Raw genomic sequence first — 15,533 nt, 5'->3', positions numbered from 1 at the left:
TGAGGTGAGCCTATTGATTAAAGAGAATGTTCTCATTACGGGGGGTGCTGGTTTTATTGGATCTAATTTTATTAGGTCTGCATGTGAATCCTTAGGAGTGATTCTTGTTCTTGATGCTCTTACTTATGCAGGTAGCGATGCTACTCTTTCATATTTAAAGAATAATGGGAAGGATTTTATCTTTTTTAAGGCTGATGTATGCGATTCAGAACTGGTATCTCAACTAATTGCTGAATACTCTATTGAAGTGATAATTCACTTTGCAGCTGAATCCCATGTTGATCGTTCCATTAATTCTCCTGCAGCTTTTGTTCAAACTAATTTAGTAGGTACTTTTACTCTATTAGAAGCTTTCCGTCACTATTGGATAGTCCAAGGGAAGCCGGATAATTACCGGTTTCTTCATGTTTCGACTGATGAAGTATTTGGTAGTCTGGGGCCGCATGCTCCACCGTTTTGTGAAAAGGCCCTCTATGCGCCCAATAGCCCATATTCTGCATCAAAAGCAGGGAGCGACCATTTGGTCAGAGCTTATTGCCACACATATGGATTACCGACGTTGATCACCCACTGTGCTAATAACTATGGGCCGTATCAGTTTCCTGAAAAGTTAATTCCGTTAATGTGTTTGAATATTTTGCTGGGTAAGCCGTTGCCGGTTTATGGCGATGGGTAAAATATTCGGGATTGGCTGCATGTGGAGGATCATTGTGATGCGATCGCAACCGTGCTCGAAAAAGCAAAGCCTGGCGAAACCTACAATATTGGCGGCAACAATCAAGTTAAAAATATCGACATTGTTGAGCAACTGTGCGGTCTCATGGATGAGTTGCAACGAGATTTGCCCATCACACCAGCGAGACAGCTAATTACCTTTGTCAAGGATCGCCCGGGCCATGACCGCCGATATGCCATGGATATTAGCAAAATTCAACGAGATTTAGGCTGGCAACCCAAGTACGATTTTGCCGCAGGACTGAAGCAAACGGTGCAATGGTATTTAGACCATCGAGACTGGTGGCAGCCATTGCTATCCAATGACTATCAGCAATACTATGCCGAACTCTACGGTGACCGATAATGTATGGGGCTGAAAAATGCTCTGGAGAGGGTAACCTAACAATGGTTATTATCGTAATTTTGCAGGAGATTGGGTGGCTAAATCAGCACTAATTACAGGTCTCACTGGGCAAGATGGTTCCTATCTTGCAGAGTTACTTCTCGATAAAGGGTACGACGTTTACGGTTTAGTCCGTCGTTCCAGTTCCAGTAGCTTTGGCCGTATTAATCATTTTGCCAATAAAATCCATGTGATTTCTGGCGATTTATTAGACCAGTTCTCCTTGATGGATGCCATTGACCAGGCCCAGCCGGATGAGATTTATAATCTGGCTTCCCAAAGCTACGTGCCCTTGTCCTGGACTCAGCCAGCGCTCACCGCTGAATATACCGCCATTGGCGTGTCGCGTTTGCTAGAGGCCATTCGCCGTTGCAAGCCAGACGCACGATTTTACCAAGCATCCAGTAGTGAGGTGTTTGGGCAACCCGACGAGTCACCCCAAACAGAGCGTACGGCGTTTCGACCACGGAACCCCTATGGTGTAGCCAAGGCCTATGCCCACTGGATGACCATTAACTATCGGCAAAAGTACGATCTCTATGCCTGCTGTGGCATTACCTACACCCACGAGTCTCCACGCCGTGGGGCAGAATTTGTGTTTCGTAAAATTACTCGCGGTGCCGTAAAAATTAAGTTAGGTCTGGCCAAAGAGCTCAAACTTGGTAATTTAGATGCCCTTCGGGACTGGTGCCACGCCGAAGATGTGGTGAATGCCATGTGGATGATGCTTCAGCAGAACAAGCCGGATGATTTTATCATTGCCAGTGGTGAAACCCATTCAGTAAAGGAATTGGTGGATTGTGCTTTTTCCTATGTGGGTCTGAATTGGCAGGATTATGTTTCAGTCGATCCTCAATTTTATCGACCGGATGAGCCGGTAACGTTGGCAGGATGTGTGGATAAGATTAAGGCCCGTATTCAGTGGCAGCCGAAGTACTCCTTTGCGGATTTGGTGGAATCGATGGTAGAGCACGAACTGAAGGATTTGACGGATGGTGGGGCATAGACGATGAGACCGTAATCGGTAGATATTACGGCCTTTGCTCCAACGCTAGGTCTGCGGCTAAAAAATCGATAAACTGACGAGCGCTTCTGCCGGAGCGGCCATTGTGACGCGTGGCCCATTGTTTGGCTCGGAACTCTAACTCGTTAGAGGGTAAGTCAATGTTGTTCTGTTGGGCTAGATGATGGATGATTTCTAAGTATGTAGTTTGATCAGTGGCTTCAAAGGTTAACGTGAGACCGAAGCGATCGCTAAAGGAAAGTTTCTCTTGCACGGTGTCCCAAGACTTGAGCTCGTCGGCGTCACTGGGCCGGGGCCGGTCTGCAAAAAACTCTCGAACTAAATGTCTTCGATTGGATGTAGCATAAACCACTACATTCTGAGGGCTGCGGGTAAGGCCCCCCTCTAAAACCACCTTCAGGGCTTTGAAGGCATCGTCATCTTCTTCAAAGGAGAGGTCGTCAACAAAAATAATAAATTTCTGCGGTTGGGGGCTGAGATATTCAATAATTTTAGGTAACTCATAGAGTTCGGCTTTGGTCACTTCGATGAGGCGTAGACCTTGGGGACCATATTTATTGAGTAATGCTTTGACCAGGGAAGATTTACCAGAGCCCCGGCTGCCATATAGCAAAACGTTGAGGGCATTAAAGCCTGCTAAGAGAAACTCGGTATTTTTAATTAAGCTCGTTTTAGGCCCTTCGTAACCTGCTAAATCTTCTAGGGTCACTGGATCTGGGTTAGAAATTCCATGTAATTGGCCTTGCTGCCAGCGAAATCCATAGAATTGTCCGAACTGCCCGGTGCCTTGCTGTTTATAGTGATCGACTAATGGCTGTAGGTTTTCTGACCAGTCTAGCGGTAGATCAATGGAGAACGTGCTAGAGCCGATGGACCAAATAACTGGAGCTTGGGAGAGTTGGCAGGCTGTTTGCACGCATTGGCTAATGTAGCTAGGGGACAGATCGTACAGTCCTTGCAGGATGGCTAAGTCGTGCTGTGCTGCCTCTAGTAACGGGGCAGGCAGTTCTGTGAGCGGCTGTGCCTGGACGGCTTGGGTAAAGGCATTATCATCTACCAGCAATCGCCCGAGTAGATGATCGCCCCAGCTTTTTCCAGTACTTGCTAAGGCTTGAAACCAGTGGCTGTAGGCGCTGAGGCATCGAGTTCGTTCATTGGTTGCGCCTTTGCTGGTGTTCAGGGCTTCTAGTAATGCTAAGAAGGTTTGCCCCACGCTATCTTCTAAAACAGCCTGATAAAGTAAAAGCGAGACTGCCTGCTGTCGGTATTGAGTGATGGTAGCTGTTGCTGATCCAAATTCTTTCATTCCCAATTACCTTATGTCGTTTGCCCCGATCTCACTATCCGGCTTCATCATCGCATTGATCTATGGCATCCTCGCCATTGTTGGTGGAATTACCGGCTATTTAAAGGCGCGCAGTAAACCTTCGTTGATTTCAGGTATTGTCAGTGGCCTGCTGATTATTATTGGTGCGCTGCAGGCGTTTAGGGGGATTAACAGTGGCCTGGTGTTGATGAAATTGGTCGCTTTGCTGCTGGTGATTGTGTTTATTATTCGCCTGGTGAAGACGCGTAAGTTTATGCCTGCTGGGCTGATGATTATGGGTGGAATTGTAACGTTGGCCGTTTTTTAGGTTATGCCACTGGGGCGATGCCTAAGCCGGGCTGCCCGTTAGGCATTAGGCGACCTAGTTCTAGCTGGGCCCCGGTGAAGGGATTATTTTTTAGGTTGAGGTGGCTATCGAGATCCAGGTGGTGGGCTAGGGGCGATAGCTGGGCTAAGGCCGTGTTCGCGAGGGTGCTGTCAGAATAGCAGCCAAACATGACCCCTAGACCGCAGGCACGGGCGGTGTGGATCATGCGACGGGCTTCGGTGAGTCCGCCGGATTTCATGAGCTTGATGTTGATGCCGTCGATGTGTTGTTTCAAGGGCAGTATGTCGCGACTTGTGAAGCAGCTTTCGTCGATGAAAATGGGTAGGGGCGAATGTTGCTTGAGTTCGCCTAGCTGGTGGTTGGCACTGACCGGTAGGGGTTGTTCGAGGTAGGTGACGTTGCGCTCGGCGAGCCAGGTGGCCATGGTTTTGGCCTCTGCTAAGGTCCAGCCTCCATTGGCATCAATGCTGATTTTGTCGTGGGGCCTAAACTCGGTTTGCAGGGCGGCAAACATGGCTTGATCGGCCGCAATGCCTTTAGGACTGCCCAGTTTGATTTTGATGGAGCGTAGATCGGGATAATCGCCATGCCAGCGACGGATGCGATCGCACGCCCCCTCCGGTGTATTAATGCCCACGGTGACGGCGGTGGGGCCAATGCGCTGGCGGTCTAGTCCCCAGAGTTGCCATAGGGGTAACCCCACCTTTTTGCCGAGCCAGTCCCACAGGGCTACGTCAATGGCTGCTCGAGCGGCGGAGCAGGGAGCAATTTGGTCGAGGCTTTCTTCGATGATCTGTCGTTCTAATGGATGGTAGACGGAAATGCCTTCGATAATTTGGTCGAGAGATTCGACGATGGTGTCCGGGGTTTGGGTGCGATCGCCAATGGAAAATGGTGTGGCTTCGCCATGGCCAATAATGTTGTCTGCCGCGATTTGCACGAACAGATTGTTCGATTGGGAACGGGTGCCGCGGCTGATGGTAAGGGGGACTGTTTTATGGAGGGTGATGGACTGGTAGGTGATTTCCATAGGGCGTAAGGGTTTAAATCTGGACAGGCAGATTTAACCGCCGTCTGACCTCATCTAACGGTGTGGGCCAAAAGTCTTCCAAGGGTTCAGCAATGATACAGACGGCGTTTCTCCCGAGCTGTTGCCCTTTCTCTTCATAGTGGCGTAAACGGCGCCATTGCCATGGTATCAACAACCGGGTAAACCATTTGCCTACCCACGCAGCCCGCTCAAACGCCCCACAGTATTTTTGAGCGGCAACAAAAGACCATACGCCCAGCTCTCCCGCCAGACTTGTGTCAAACCCCAATAGTACGTGGAAGGCATCGTGCAAAATGGGATAGCGCACCGCTAAAAGAGAGGCCCCATGGATGTCTGCCTGTGCCGCTGCCGACAGAGTCAAGGGCTGCAGGCCATAGCGGTCGAGAAAATTGGCCAGGGCATGGCCAAAACTGCCAGGGGGCTGGGCCCTTAAATCCATCAGATCAAGGTGTGGCAACGGATTGGCTAAGGTGGCCAGCCGTTGATTTAGAGTTCCGCAGGCCTGGGTCCCTAGGGCAGCCGCTTTATAGGCGGCAGTATCTCCAGCACGACCGGCCAGACCGGCTTGCATTGCTTTTAGAAGATAGTGCCATTGCATAGACCGTTATTGGAGAATTGTTTTGGAGGCAATGCGAGTTTTCTTTTTCGCTTGTTCCGATAGCTCTTTTCCAGTTTGTAACTGGGTTACGTTTTCTTGAAGTACCGTGGCTGCATTTTTATCGCCCATTTGGATGGCCGTTTGGGTGGCGGTTTGGAGCATGGTGATGGCGCCGGTGCGATCTCCCGCCTGCAGTTTAGTCTCCGCAATTTGGGTTTGGCGATATTTGGCCAGGGTCAAAATATGTTGCTGCACCTGGGGATCGGGCTGGGCTTGATAGCTAGTCTGGGCTGTGACCTCGATAATAGCGGCATCGGTGGAGAGGGAACTGCCCAGGGCCGGATCGTCGTATTGGACCTGGGCGTGGGCAATGGTGTGGGTGCCGACCGGCAGCTGGGCTACATATAGGTTGGCTAGGATAATTCGTGGCGTATTGGTCATTAGATCGCCCAAACGCACAATGGCTTGTTCCCCTTCCCGCCGTACGTCCAGTTCGATGGTTTCGGGCAGCACCTGGGCCATGGGCTTGAGCTCAGCCAGCCGCACCTGGGGTTGCAGGGTCAATATTAAGTAAGCGTTGGTCAGGCTGACCGATTGCACCCGACTAAACAGACGGCTAAATTCTTGGATGGCAGCTTCTGGATGCTGGATGTAGGCCAAACTACCATTGCCAGCATCGGCTAGCTGTTCTAGCACGTCCTGGTTCCAGTGGTTGCCAAAGCCTAGGGTGCTAACGGTAAAACTGTAGCTAACGGCGAGTTTGGCCAGCTTTAAGCAGCGATCATTGCTGCCGTGTTCGTTTTCGCCGTCGGTGAGTAGGAAAAGTTGGGAAACGGTACCTTTTTTGCCCTTGGCCACTTCTTCGATGCCCAGCTTTAAGCCCGCATCAATGGACGTGCCACCACCGGCTCGAATGCCATCGATGGCCTGTTTGATCGTATCGGTGGCGGTGACGGATTGATTGGGGACGACGACTCGGGCTTCGTGGTCAAAGGAAATGATGGAAATGCGGTCGTCTGGGGCCAGGCTATCGATAATTTGTTTAGCGGCGGCGCGTACGGTTTTGATCGGGTGGCCACCCATGGAACCGCTTTGGTCTAAAACCAAGCACAGATTGAGGGGGGGCCGCTCCCCCGTGGTGGTCGCTTGGACGGAAATGGATAGGTGCCGCTGACTATTGGTTTGAGCCGTGTCTAGGTTGCGATCGCTAATAGACCACTGCACGTTAGCTTTCATACTGTTACTTTCCCTACCAATCACCTATTAGATATCGTTCTCGATTTTTGCCTAAGATGCAGTAATCCAATTTGCGGAAAAACCCCCGCCGAACGTGCAGAACTTTGCAGCATGGTTTAGCCACGCGCTCCCATACTGCTTCAATAATTAGGCTGCAAATAAGAGCTACAGCGCTTTAAACAGAATTCCTTAAATAATGTGAACAGTACTGTTAAATTTCCAGCGGCTTATGTCTGCGCCAAAACCATGCCCAGTAGCGTTCATAGCCTAGCAGATGGGCTTAGTTAGCACACAGCGTTAGCCAACTAGCTTGCCCAGGTCAAAGCCATGGCGATCACCATGGGCGGATATCCCCCAAAGGCCTAGCCTGCCAGCTTGTTCAGACCGAGTTACACTATTTAGACGTCTATGCCCGCTCACGTATGGGCTAGGGACAAAAACAGGCAAATAGCGACACCGCAGAGGGCTAACTGGGTCTATGAGTTCGAATATTAAAGCCGTACAGGCTCCTTACTATGGCGGTGATGCCGCTTTCCGTACCCCACCCCCCGATTTACAATCCCTCCTCCTCAAAGAGCGGATTGTTTATTTGGGGACACCCTTAGTATCGTCCGATGACTATAAGCGGCAAATGGGTATGGATGTTACCCGGTTGATTATTGCTCAGCTGCTGTACTTAGAATTTGACGATCCTGACAAGCCCATATACTTCTATATCAACTCTACGGGGACGTCTTGGTATACGGGGGATGCCCTTGGGTTTGAGACCGAGGCTTTTGCCATCTGTGACACCATGCGCTATATTCGGCCCCCCGTGCATACCATCTGCATTGGTCAGGCCATGGGTACCGCTTCCATGATTTTGGCGGCGGGTACTAAAGGGTTCCGGGCTAGTTTGCCCAATGCAACCATTGTCCTCAATCAGCCCCGCACCGGCGCTCGCGGACAGGCAACCGATATTCAGATTCGGGCCAAAGAAGTGCTGGCCAATCGCGAAGCCACATTAGATATTTTGTCGCACTGCACCGGTCAGGCCCCCGAGAAACTCCAGAAAGACACGGACCGGATGTTTTACCTGACGCCGGAAGAGGCCAAGGAATACGGCCTCATCGATCGCGTTTTGGAAAGCACGAAGGAATTACCCACTCAAATCCCGGCAGGTATCGGCTAATTATGTCTGTAGAACGTCCAATGCGAGTGCCCTACAACATGCCTGGTAGTCGACGCTGGGCTTGGGTCAATATTTACACTCGCATGAGCCAAGAACGTATTTTGTTCTTGAATCAACCCCTAACCGATGGTGTTGCCAATTCCTTGGTTTCCGCCCTGCTTTACCTGGATTCTGAAGATGCGGGTAAACCCATATACCTATATATCAACTCCATGGGCGATCCGGTGATGGCCGGTATGGCCGATGGTAGTGCTGGCATGATGTCGATCACCGCTGGTCTAGCCGTTTACGACACCATGCGCCATATCAAATCGGAAGTGATCACCATTTGTATGGGCCAGGCCGTGGGCATGGCGGCGGTGTTGCTTTCTTGCGGTGCTAAGGGCAAACGCTCTAGCTTGCCCAATGCGTCCCTGGCCTTGTTGCATCCCTACAGTGGTACCCGTGGCCAGGCCACAGATATTGAGCTAAATGCAGATGAGGTGCTGGGTAAAACGGCCTTAGTTACCAAGCTGCTGGGCGAAAATACCGGTCAAACCGAAGAAAAAATTCGCAAGGATATGGAGCGCATGTTCTATTTGACGCCCCAGGAAGCCATTGATTACGGCTTGATCGATCGAGTTATTGAAAAACCTGCGTAGGCTGAATTTTGCCAAACCCAACACAGTCAAGCTGTTGGGGGTACATTTCGACCCGATTTTTACGCACGGTTGGGTTATGTGTTCAACCAAACCTACAAGTCCTTTTACCCCATAATCCCTATGCCTATTGGTATTCCCAGTGTTCCATACCGCCTTCCCGGCAGCACCTACGAGCAGTGGATCAGCATTTATGAACGCCTGTTCCGTGAGCGCATTATCTTTCTGACTGAAGAAGTGACGGACGGCATTGCCAACGCCATTGTGGCTTACATGCTGTACCTGGATTCTGACGATCCGAGCAAGCCCATCTATTTGTATATCAACTCCCCCGGTGGCTCAGTCACCGCAGGCATGGCGATCTACGATACGATGCGCTACATCAAATCCGAGGTGGTCACCATTTGTGTGGGTTTAGCGGCATCCATGGGCTCCTTTTTGCTCTGTGCAGGCACCCCCGGTAAGCGGTTGGCTCTCCCCCATTCTCGAATTATGATCCACCAGCCTTTGGGCGGTGTGGGGCGTCGGCAGGCGACGGATATTGAAATTGAAGCCAATCACATTGTGCAGATTAAGCGTCGCTTGAATGGGTTGATGGCTGAGCATACGGGGCAAACCTTGGACAAAATTGAGAAAGATACGGACCGCGATAACTTTATGTCTGCGGCGGAAGCCAAGGAGTATGGCCTGATTGACAGGGTGATCGAAGAACGAATCTAAGCGTTGCTGTGGCGGGCCAATGATTGGCCGTGTCTGCCATTAAGTGAGCAACTTCAATGAGCAACTTCAATGGGTAAACTCTGGTGAAAGTTCTGGCTTGGAGCTTTCGTCAGGGTTTATTTTTTGAATAGGGTGCTACGGGGCGCACCGTTATTCGGGGAGCCCCATCGTTAGCCAAAATTTTTGGCGTGGCGTAATATTCGACCTGTTCTGCGTTTTAATGGCAGAATCTGCAACAGTTCTTGGGGCTATGGGGTTAGCTGATTATTACCGTACATTGGGTTTGAGGACTGGGGCTTCGTTTGAGGAGGTGAAGGCCGCTTACCGTAAATTGGCGCGGAAGTATCATCCGGACGTGAACCCGGACGATCAGCGATCGCACGATCGGTTTATTAAGGTCACTAAGGCCTATGAGGCATTGCTCGAAGTCATGCAGCCGGAAGAGCCGGAGGAAGAAGAGTTAGATAGCGTTGAGGACGTCGAAGATGAGGACGATGGCACCACCCTGGTGCAGACCAATCCGGGGTTGTCGGACCATGAGCAAAAGCTAAAGCAAGAGAGCTATTTGCAACTCCAGGCATTGTTAAAGCAGCAGAAATATCCCCGGGCGATCGCATTGGTGGAAGGCTTAGCCAATCGTATTACCCACGATCCAGAAGTTCGCCAGTGGCAGGCCATTACCTACCAACGATGGGGCCGAGAATTGATTAGACAAAGGCTATTCAGTAAAGCCCGCATTTACTTAGATAAAGCCCTCAAGACCGACCCCCTGAATAAGTCCCTTTGGGTGGAAATCAATCGCGATTTTCAATCCATGGAGCGCAAGCCAATATAAAGTGAGCCGTGTCAATTAATTACCATTCCTATGGGTTCTTCAACGGTTGCGTTTATTCCGTCAGATTTTGAAGTGCCAGCTGTTTTGGAAACGGCTGAATATCGCCTGCGCATGTTAACGGTCAACGATGTGGTGAAAGACTTTGAGGCGGTGGTCACCAGTGCCGACCACCTCAAAGGTATTTTTCCACCACCGAGCCATTGGCCCGATGGCCTCACCCTAGAGCAGGATCTGATTGATTTGGGCTGGCATCAAAAAGAATTTCAGCGGCGCACATCCTTTGCCTACACCATGATGAGCTTGGATGAAAGTCGCTGTCTTGGGTGCGTGTATTTTTATCCGTCGGATCGCCCAGACTATGACGCTTATGCCTTGCTGTGGGTGCGGCAAAGTGAGTTGGCCAGCGGACTGGAAGAACGATTGCTGGCCGATGTGAAACGCTGGCTAGCGGAGGCTTGGCCCTTTGAATCCGTTGGGTTTCCTGGCCGCGATATCACCTGGGATGCATGGTTGGCATGACCTGTAGCCAAACTATCAAGATAGCTCGTCGCTTTTCTGTAAAATTACGGAAGCATTAGGCTTTCTAGTGCGTTAAGCATCTATTTTGGAAGGTAATTTTATATGGATAGGCGGGCGGTCTTAAAGTATTCACTGCTGGGTTTAACTGCAAGTTCGCTAGGTATGGGAAGTTTGCAATCCATCGTAAAAGCGGCTGAAGGTAATGGTAAAAAGCCTTCCTGGGGGTATACCGGAGCAGCGGGACCTGAATCATGGGGCGAGCTATCGGATGAATTTGCCATTTGTTCGACGGGCACTAGTCAATCACCGATTAACTTAACCAGTGCGGTTGATGCTGATTTAACCTCCTTAAGTTTCGATTACCAAGATACATTCCTTGCCATTGTCAATAATGGTCATACGATTCAAGCAAACTATGAGCCGGGGAGTACTCTCCAGCTGGACGGTCAGAGCTTTGAACTTAAGCAGTTCCATTTCCATGCCCCCAGTGAGCACATTGAAAATGGTGTGCCGACGGCCATGGAGGTTCACTTCGTTCATCAAAACCCAGACACTGGAGCCCTGGCGGTAATTGGAGTTTTCCTTAAAGAAGGTAGGCTCAATCAGGCATTACAACCCATTTGGTCTCGTATGCCCAAAACCACTGGTGGGCAAAAGACACTAGATACCGGCTTTAATGCCTCCTCTCTTTTGCCCGGTGATGCTAGCCAGTTTTATCGCTACTATGGCTCCCTCACGACTCCCCCTTGCTCAGAGGTGGTGAATTGGATTGTGATGAAAGAGCCCATTAGTGTTTCTCGTATTCAAGTGGCTCGTTTTATTCAAGCAATTGGGGAGCGCAATGCCCGACCTGTGCAGTCCCTAAACCGTCGTTTCTTATTGGATTAGACATCCCTTGGCCTTAATTAGAGATCACCCCTGGGGATAGATAATTTTGGTGCCTTGGAAAGTCAGAATGTAGGGTTAGGCCAACGTCTAGCACCTACATTTTGACGGCTATGCCTGTCCATTAATTATCAGACTGTTCTAGTTTCAGGCTGAGCTGATAAATGTCTCGTTTGGAAAGACCGGTGTCTTGGGCCAGTTTACGGCTAGCTTTGGAAGGGGAAAGCCCCTCGGATATCAGGGCTTCTAGCTGTCGTATCAATTCATCGTCGGTCATGGTTTTGGGCTGCGCGATGTGGCCTGCGATCGCAACCGTAAACTCTCCCCTGGGTTCGGTGGTGGTAAAGTGTGAGATCGCCGCACCGATACTACCTCGCCAAAATTCCTCATACCGTTTGGTCAACTCTCGGGCGATGGTGACCTGGCGATCGTCTCCCAGGTGAGTTTGCAAGTCGCCCAACGTTTTAAGTAACCGATGGGGGCTTTCGTAAAGCACCATGGTGCGCGGTTCTGTCGCCAACTGCGATAGCCGTTCAGTACGGGTCTTCCCTTTCACGGGCAAAAATCCCTCAAAGGTAAATCGATCTGACCGTAGGGCCGATGCGGCCACCGCACTCACCACAGCCGCCGCACCCGGTATGGGGCTTACCCCAATCCCTGCGTCGGCGCAAGCACACACGAGTTCATACCCTGGATCCGAAATCCCCGGCATCCCGGCATCGCTCACGAGGGCAATGGTGAGCCCGGCTTGGAGCTTTTCTATTAGCTGGGGGATGCGGCTGTGGGCATTGTGTTCGTGGTAGCTAATTTGTGGCGTTTCCACTTGAAAATGATGCAGCAGCTTACCCGTGTGGCGTGTGTCTTCTGCGGCAATCAAATCGGCTTCTTTAAGGATGCGAATAGCCCGAAATGTAATATCCTCCAGATTCCCAATGGGGGTGGCAACCAGGTACAACATTCCGGTGGTGGCAGGGGCAGTCAAAACTCGATGGGGGTAAGAATAATCGTTCGTTAGCCAGCGCTAACCCATCCCTAATATCCCACTACTTTCGAGATAGCGTTAAATCTAAGTGGAATCTGTTTTCTTTTTAGAGTGTTCTATGCGTGGGCTGTTTGTTGGTCTCATGACCCTAGACTGTATTTATCAGGCCCAAAGGCCGCCCCAGGCCAATGAAAAACTGGTGGCCCAGGAGGTAATGATGGCGGCTGGAGGTCCAGCCACTAATGCGGCGGTGGCATTTGCGGCATTGGGTGGGCAAGCGACGGTTGTGGCCGCCGTTGGCCAACATCCGATGACCGCACTCTTGCGCGACGATATGGCCCAAGTCGGAGTTCAGGTCCAAGATTTAACCCCCCAGCGGCAAGCCTCGCCACCGATTTCCTCCATTGTGGTGTCCGCTGCCACGGGCGATCGGGCGGTGATTTCGCGAAATGCAGCGGAGTTACAGGTGCCGCCCCAGGCCATTGACCTCACGGATATTGATGTGGTGCTAATGGACGGTCACCAGATGGAGCTGAGTGTGTGTGTGGCCAAGGCCGCCCAGCGGCAAGGCATTCCGGTGGTGGTGGATGCGGGCAGTTGGAAAGCTGGGTTTGACCAGGTTTTACCCCTCGCCACCGTGGTGATTGCCTCGGCGAATTTCCATCCGCCCCATGGGGCGGCGTTGGCGTATTTGCAGGGGCTAGGTATTCCCTACGTGGCGATTACCCATGGGGAGCGGCCCATTATCTTGAGCGATGGCGGCACCCCGGGTGAGTTAGCCGTTCCCCCCACGGCTGTCGTGGATACCTTGGGGGCTGGGGATATTTTCCATGGTGCTTTTTGCTACGCCTGGGCAGGTGTTTTTGCGGAAGCTTTAGCCAGTGCTAGCCAGGTAGCTAGTCTAAGCTGTCAATATTTTGGTACCCGTGCCTGGATCCCCCACTGTATTTCACAAACTTCTTAGTTATCGATAAATTCGTGGTTTTTCTACTGAGCACCTGGGGATGGTTCGGTAGACTATACAGGAATCGTCTTATTAGTGCTAATTCTTAATTGTTATTAACTATGGCTTACGAAAAGGAAAAGGAAATTGCGATCGCTGCCGTGCAAGCAGCGGCCACCATCTGCGAGAAAGTGCGCGCTGAGATGGTGCCTGAAGCCATTGAGAAATCCGATAAAAGTCCTGTTACTGTGGCTGACTTTGGGGCCCAGGCCATTGTGTGCAAAATGCTGAAAGACGCATTTCCTAACGATCCCATTGTGGGCGAGGAAGATGCGGACGATCTCAGAACGCCCGAAATGGCGTCTCGTCTGGCCCAGGTAACTGGCTACGTTAAAGCCGTCATTCCTGAAGCCACCGATGAGCAGATTCCTGGTTGGATCGATCAGGGCAATGGTGATGTCGCTCCCCGCTATTGGACCCTAGACCCCATCGATGGCACCAAGGGATTTTTGCGTGGCGATCAGTATGCCGTAGCCCTCGCCATGGTAGAAGATGGCGATTTGAAAGTGGGCGTTTTGGGCTGCCCTGCCCTGCACCTGAACGGTCGGTCTGGCATCTTGTTTGTGGCCGTGCGCGGCGAAGGTGCCATGATGATGAACATGGATGGCAGCAACCCCGAAAAAATTTCTGTTACCTCTTCCTCCGATACGGAAAAATTCCGCTTTGTGGAAAGCGTGGCCCACAGCGACCAGGAACTGCACTCTCGCATTGCCCAGGCTGCTGGCATCACCACCGAAGCCATTCGCATGGATAGCCAGGCTAAGTATGGCACCGTTGCCTCTGGTAATGCGGTGCTGTATTTGCGCTTACCGTCTCCCAAGTATCCCGGCTACCGCGAGAAGATCTGGGATCATGCGGCGGGGGTGCTGGTGATTGAAGAAGCCGGTGGTAAGGTGACCGATATGCACGGTAAAGCCCTGGACTTTTCTAAGGAACCCCGCTTTGTGGATACCCAAGGTGTGGTGGTTAGCAACGGCGAAATCCACGAGAAAGTGCTCTCGGTTCTGGCTAGCTAGACCCTGACCGGCAAAGCTGGATTCAAGGCTGATTAAAAAAGGGCTGGGGCAAAACTGCCCCAGCCCTTTTTCATTCTATTGAGGTGGTTAACCGCCTACACAGACTGTGCGATCGCCAAACCTTCCAAAATCGATAGACCCACAGCTTGCACATTCGGAGTAAATCCGATCCACTGACCAGACACCTCAGCAAACTGGGCCGGGTCGCCGCTCACATAAAAATCAATTTGCCGTTTGGCTGGGCTGTTGTTGCTCAAACCCAACACATCAAGCTCCTTCGCCATGGCCGATACGAGGGAACTCGCGGGATTAATCACCCGAATCGACGATGGCAAAATCTTTTGCATAATCGGGTTTAAGTGGGGGTAATGGGTACATCCATACACCAGCGTATCGATGTTAGCCGCCATCAGGGGCTTCAAATAGTCCGTTGCCACCGCGAGGGTATAGGGATCATCGATGCGACCCTTCTCAATTAACGGCACAAAGTCAGGACATCCTACCTGCCATACCTTAGCGGCGGGGGAGGCTTCTTGAATGGCTTGCTTATAGGCATTGCTTTGGGCCGTAGCCACAGTGGAAATCACACCGATGCGCTTGCCGGTTTTTGCCGCTGCCCGTGCCCCTGGCAAAATGATCCCAAGTATGGGGAAATCAAACTCTGCCCGCACGGTTTCCAATGCCAGGGCAGAACTCGTATTACAGGCCATCACCACCATCTTGACGCCCTGACCCTGCATCCAGGTAATAATTTCTCGAACAAACCGTAACAGCTCAGCCTGGCTACGGTTGCCGTAGGGTACACGGGCCGTATCACCAAAATAAAGGAGAGATTCAGATGGCAAGTGGGCCATAATCTCCCGTAATACCGTCAATCCTCCGACGCCGCTATCAAAAACGCCAATTTTGCCGGACTGGATGGGCATTTTCAGGAATTTTGCCATAAGGAAAGACGCTTACTAACAGTAGTTATTTTACGTTGCTTAGAGTTTAGTGGGAGTTTCGCTAAATTTTAGTTTCATACAAAACTTTTAAGCAAAAATACGTAACTTCGTAAGGTATGCAACGATTCCAGCTGAT

General features: G+C 51.1%; 16 protein-coding genes and 1 pseudogene. 11 read left to right on the top strand and 6 right to left on the bottom strand.

Annotated elements, in window-relative coordinates; genetic code table 11:
- Positions 1-13 precede the first annotated feature (13 nt).
- Positions 14-1,081: pseudogene (gene rfbB, locus IXB28_RS12290) on the top strand (dTDP-glucose 4,6-dehydratase).
- 73 nt (positions 1,082-1,154) lie between these two features.
- Complete coding sequence (locus IXB28_RS12285) at positions 1,155-2,126, top strand: GDP-mannose 4,6-dehydratase (protein ID WP_215618891.1); 972 nt, start codon at positions 1,155-1,157, stop codon at positions 2,124-2,126.
- A gap of 25 nt (positions 2,127-2,151) precedes the next feature.
- Here IXB28_RS12285 and IXB28_RS12280 read toward each other — a convergent pair whose 3' ends face one another.
- On the bottom strand, positions 2,152-3,450 hold the full coding sequence (locus IXB28_RS12280) for an ATP-binding protein (RefSeq protein WP_215618890.1): 1,299 nt from the start codon (positions 3,448-3,450) through the stop codon (positions 2,152-2,154).
- On the opposite strand from IXB28_RS12280, the gene IXB28_RS12275 reads away from it, so the two are divergent.
- Entirely contained in the window at positions 3,419-3,778 is a 360-nt protein-coding gene (locus IXB28_RS12275; RefSeq protein ID WP_246559762.1) for a TMEM14 family protein, read from the top strand. The two genes, IXB28_RS12280 and IXB28_RS12275, sit on opposite strands and share 32 nt — an antisense overlap.
- A 1-nt stretch (position 3,779) precedes the next feature.
- Here the strand turns inward: IXB28_RS12275 and IXB28_RS12270 are convergent, their stop codons facing one another.
- From IXB28_RS12270 to IXB28_RS12260, 3 genes are read right to left on the bottom strand one after another with little or no spacing between them, the layout of a single operon-like run.
- Positions 3,780-4,829 (bottom strand): dipeptide epimerase, encoded by a 1,050-nt coding sequence (locus IXB28_RS12270; RefSeq protein WP_215618889.1) that lies wholly within the window; start codon positions 4,827-4,829, stop codon positions 3,780-3,782.
- Between the two features lie 13 nt (positions 4,830-4,842).
- Positions 4,843-5,448 (bottom strand): Coq4 family protein, encoded by a 606-nt coding sequence (locus IXB28_RS12265; protein ID WP_215618888.1) that lies wholly within the window; start codon positions 5,446-5,448, stop codon positions 4,843-4,845.
- A gap of 6 nt (positions 5,449-5,454) precedes the next feature.
- Positions 5,455-6,684, bottom strand: a complete 1,230-nt coding sequence (locus tag IXB28_RS12260; protein ID WP_215618887.1) for a vWA domain-containing protein — start codon at positions 6,682-6,684, stop codon at positions 5,455-5,457.
- A gap of 478 nt (positions 6,685-7,162) precedes the next feature.
- Here IXB28_RS12260 and IXB28_RS12255 point away from each other — a divergent pair, with 478 nt between their 5' ends.
- The 6 genes from IXB28_RS12255 (at position 7,163) to IXB28_RS12230 (ending at position 11,455) form a co-directional block, all read left to right on the top strand.
- The gene (locus IXB28_RS12255) at positions 7,163-7,855 is read left to right on the top strand and encodes an ATP-dependent Clp protease proteolytic subunit (protein ID WP_215618886.1); all 693 of its coding nucleotides are present in this window, start codon (positions 7,163-7,165) and stop codon (positions 7,853-7,855) included.
- A gap of 2 nt (positions 7,856-7,857) precedes the next feature.
- On the top strand, positions 7,858-8,496 hold the full coding sequence (locus tag IXB28_RS12250; RefSeq protein ID WP_215618885.1) for an ATP-dependent Clp protease proteolytic subunit: 639 nt from the start codon (positions 7,858-7,860) through the stop codon (positions 8,494-8,496).
- 120 nt (positions 8,497-8,616) lie between these two features.
- The gene (locus IXB28_RS12245; RefSeq protein ID WP_215618884.1) at positions 8,617-9,213 is read left to right on the top strand and encodes an ATP-dependent Clp protease proteolytic subunit; all 597 of its coding nucleotides are present in this window, start codon (positions 8,617-8,619) and stop codon (positions 9,211-9,213) included.
- Positions 9,214-9,463: 250 nt separating this feature from the next.
- Positions 9,464-10,048 (top strand): J domain-containing protein, encoded by a 585-nt coding sequence (locus IXB28_RS12240; RefSeq protein WP_215619078.1) that lies wholly within the window; start codon positions 9,464-9,466, stop codon positions 10,046-10,048.
- A 30-nt stretch (positions 10,049-10,078) separates the two neighbouring features.
- Positions 10,079-10,567, top strand: a complete 489-nt coding sequence (locus tag IXB28_RS12235; RefSeq protein WP_215618883.1) for a GNAT family N-acetyltransferase — start codon at positions 10,079-10,081, stop codon at positions 10,565-10,567.
- A gap of 162 nt (positions 10,568-10,729) precedes the next feature.
- Positions 10,730-11,455, top strand: a complete 726-nt coding sequence (locus tag IXB28_RS12230) for a carbonic anhydrase (RefSeq protein WP_215618882.1) — start codon at positions 10,730-10,732, stop codon at positions 11,453-11,455.
- A gap of 121 nt (positions 11,456-11,576) precedes the next feature.
- Here the strand turns inward: IXB28_RS12230 and rsmI are convergent, their stop codons facing one another.
- Positions 11,577-12,410: a 16S rRNA (cytidine(1402)-2'-O)-methyltransferase gene (gene rsmI / locus IXB28_RS12225; protein WP_215619077.1), complete on the bottom strand. Its 834-nt coding sequence runs from the start codon at positions 12,408-12,410 to the stop codon at positions 11,577-11,579.
- A gap of 142 nt (positions 12,411-12,552) precedes the next feature.
- Here rsmI and IXB28_RS12220 point away from each other — a divergent pair, with 142 nt between their 5' ends.
- Both IXB28_RS12220 and IXB28_RS12215 read left to right on the top strand, forming a co-directional pair.
- Positions 12,553-13,398 (top strand): PfkB family carbohydrate kinase, encoded by an 846-nt coding sequence (locus IXB28_RS12220; RefSeq protein WP_215618881.1) that lies wholly within the window; start codon positions 12,553-12,555, stop codon positions 13,396-13,398.
- Between the two features lie 101 nt (positions 13,399-13,499).
- Positions 13,500-14,453 (top strand): 3'(2'),5'-bisphosphate nucleotidase, encoded by a 954-nt coding sequence (locus tag IXB28_RS12215; RefSeq protein WP_215618880.1) that lies wholly within the window; start codon positions 13,500-13,502, stop codon positions 14,451-14,453.
- A 95-nt stretch (positions 14,454-14,548) separates the two neighbouring features.
- Here the strand turns inward: IXB28_RS12215 and murI are convergent, their stop codons facing one another.
- The gene (gene murI, locus IXB28_RS12210) at positions 14,549-15,397 is read right to left on the bottom strand and encodes a glutamate racemase (protein ID WP_246559760.1); all 849 of its coding nucleotides are present in this window, start codon (positions 15,395-15,397) and stop codon (positions 14,549-14,551) included.
- Positions 15,398-15,533 lie beyond the last annotated feature (136 nt).

This window comes from Leptothoe kymatousa TAU-MAC 1615 (assembly GCF_018739865.1).
Lineage (GTDB): Bacteria > Cyanobacteriota > Cyanobacteriia > Phormidesmidales > Phormidesmidaceae > Leptothoe > Leptothoe kymatousa.
Note: the sequence above shows the minus strand (reverse complement) of the source record. Positions and strands in the feature narration are given on the sequence as shown.

Bases quoted from the DNA above. Each gene is read 5' to 3' on its own strand.
- IXB28_RS12215 (WP_215618880.1), top strand. From the start codon at position 13,500: ATGGCTTACGAAAAGGAAAAGGAAATTGCGATCGCTGCCGTGCAAGCA.
- IXB28_RS12245 (WP_215618884.1), top strand. From the start codon at position 8,617: ATGCCTATTGGTATTCCCAGTGTTCCATACCGCCTTCCCGGCAGCACC.
- IXB28_RS12230 (WP_215618882.1), top strand. From the start codon at position 10,730: ATGGGAAGTTTGCAATCCATCGTAAAAGCGGCTGAAGGTAATGGTAAA.
- murI (WP_246559760.1), bottom strand. From the start codon at position 15,397: ATGGCAAAATTCCTGAAAATGCCCATCCAGTCCGGCAAAATTGGCGTT.
- IXB28_RS12240 (WP_215619078.1), top strand. From the start codon at position 9,464: ATGGGGTTAGCTGATTATTACCGTACATTGGGTTTGAGGACTGGGGCT.
- rsmI (WP_215619077.1), bottom strand. From the start codon at position 12,410: ATGTTGTACCTGGTTGCCACCCCCATTGGGAATCTGGAGGATATTACA.
- IXB28_RS12280 (WP_215618890.1), bottom strand. From the start codon at position 3,450: ATGAAAGAATTTGGATCAGCAACAGCTACCATCACTCAATACCGACAG.
- IXB28_RS12275 (WP_246559762.1), top strand. From the start codon at position 3,419: ATGGTAGCTGTTGCTGATCCAAATTCTTTCATTCCCAATTACCTTATG.
- IXB28_RS12235 (WP_215618883.1), top strand. From the start codon at position 10,079: ATGGGTTCTTCAACGGTTGCGTTTATTCCGTCAGATTTTGAAGTGCCA.
- IXB28_RS12265 (WP_215618888.1), bottom strand. From the start codon at position 5,448: ATGCAATGGCACTATCTTCTAAAAGCAATGCAAGCCGGTCTGGCCGGT.
- IXB28_RS12255 (WP_215618886.1), top strand. From the start codon at position 7,163: ATGAGTTCGAATATTAAAGCCGTACAGGCTCCTTACTATGGCGGTGAT.
- IXB28_RS12270 (WP_215618889.1), bottom strand. From the start codon at position 4,829: ATGGAAATCACCTACCAGTCCATCACCCTCCATAAAACAGTCCCCCTT.
- IXB28_RS12250 (WP_215618885.1), top strand. From the start codon at position 7,858: ATGTCTGTAGAACGTCCAATGCGAGTGCCCTACAACATGCCTGGTAGT.
- IXB28_RS12260 (WP_215618887.1), bottom strand. From the start codon at position 6,684: ATGAAAGCTAACGTGCAGTGGTCTATTAGCGATCGCAACCTAGACACG.
- IXB28_RS12220 (WP_215618881.1), top strand. From the start codon at position 12,553: ATGCGTGGGCTGTTTGTTGGTCTCATGACCCTAGACTGTATTTATCAG.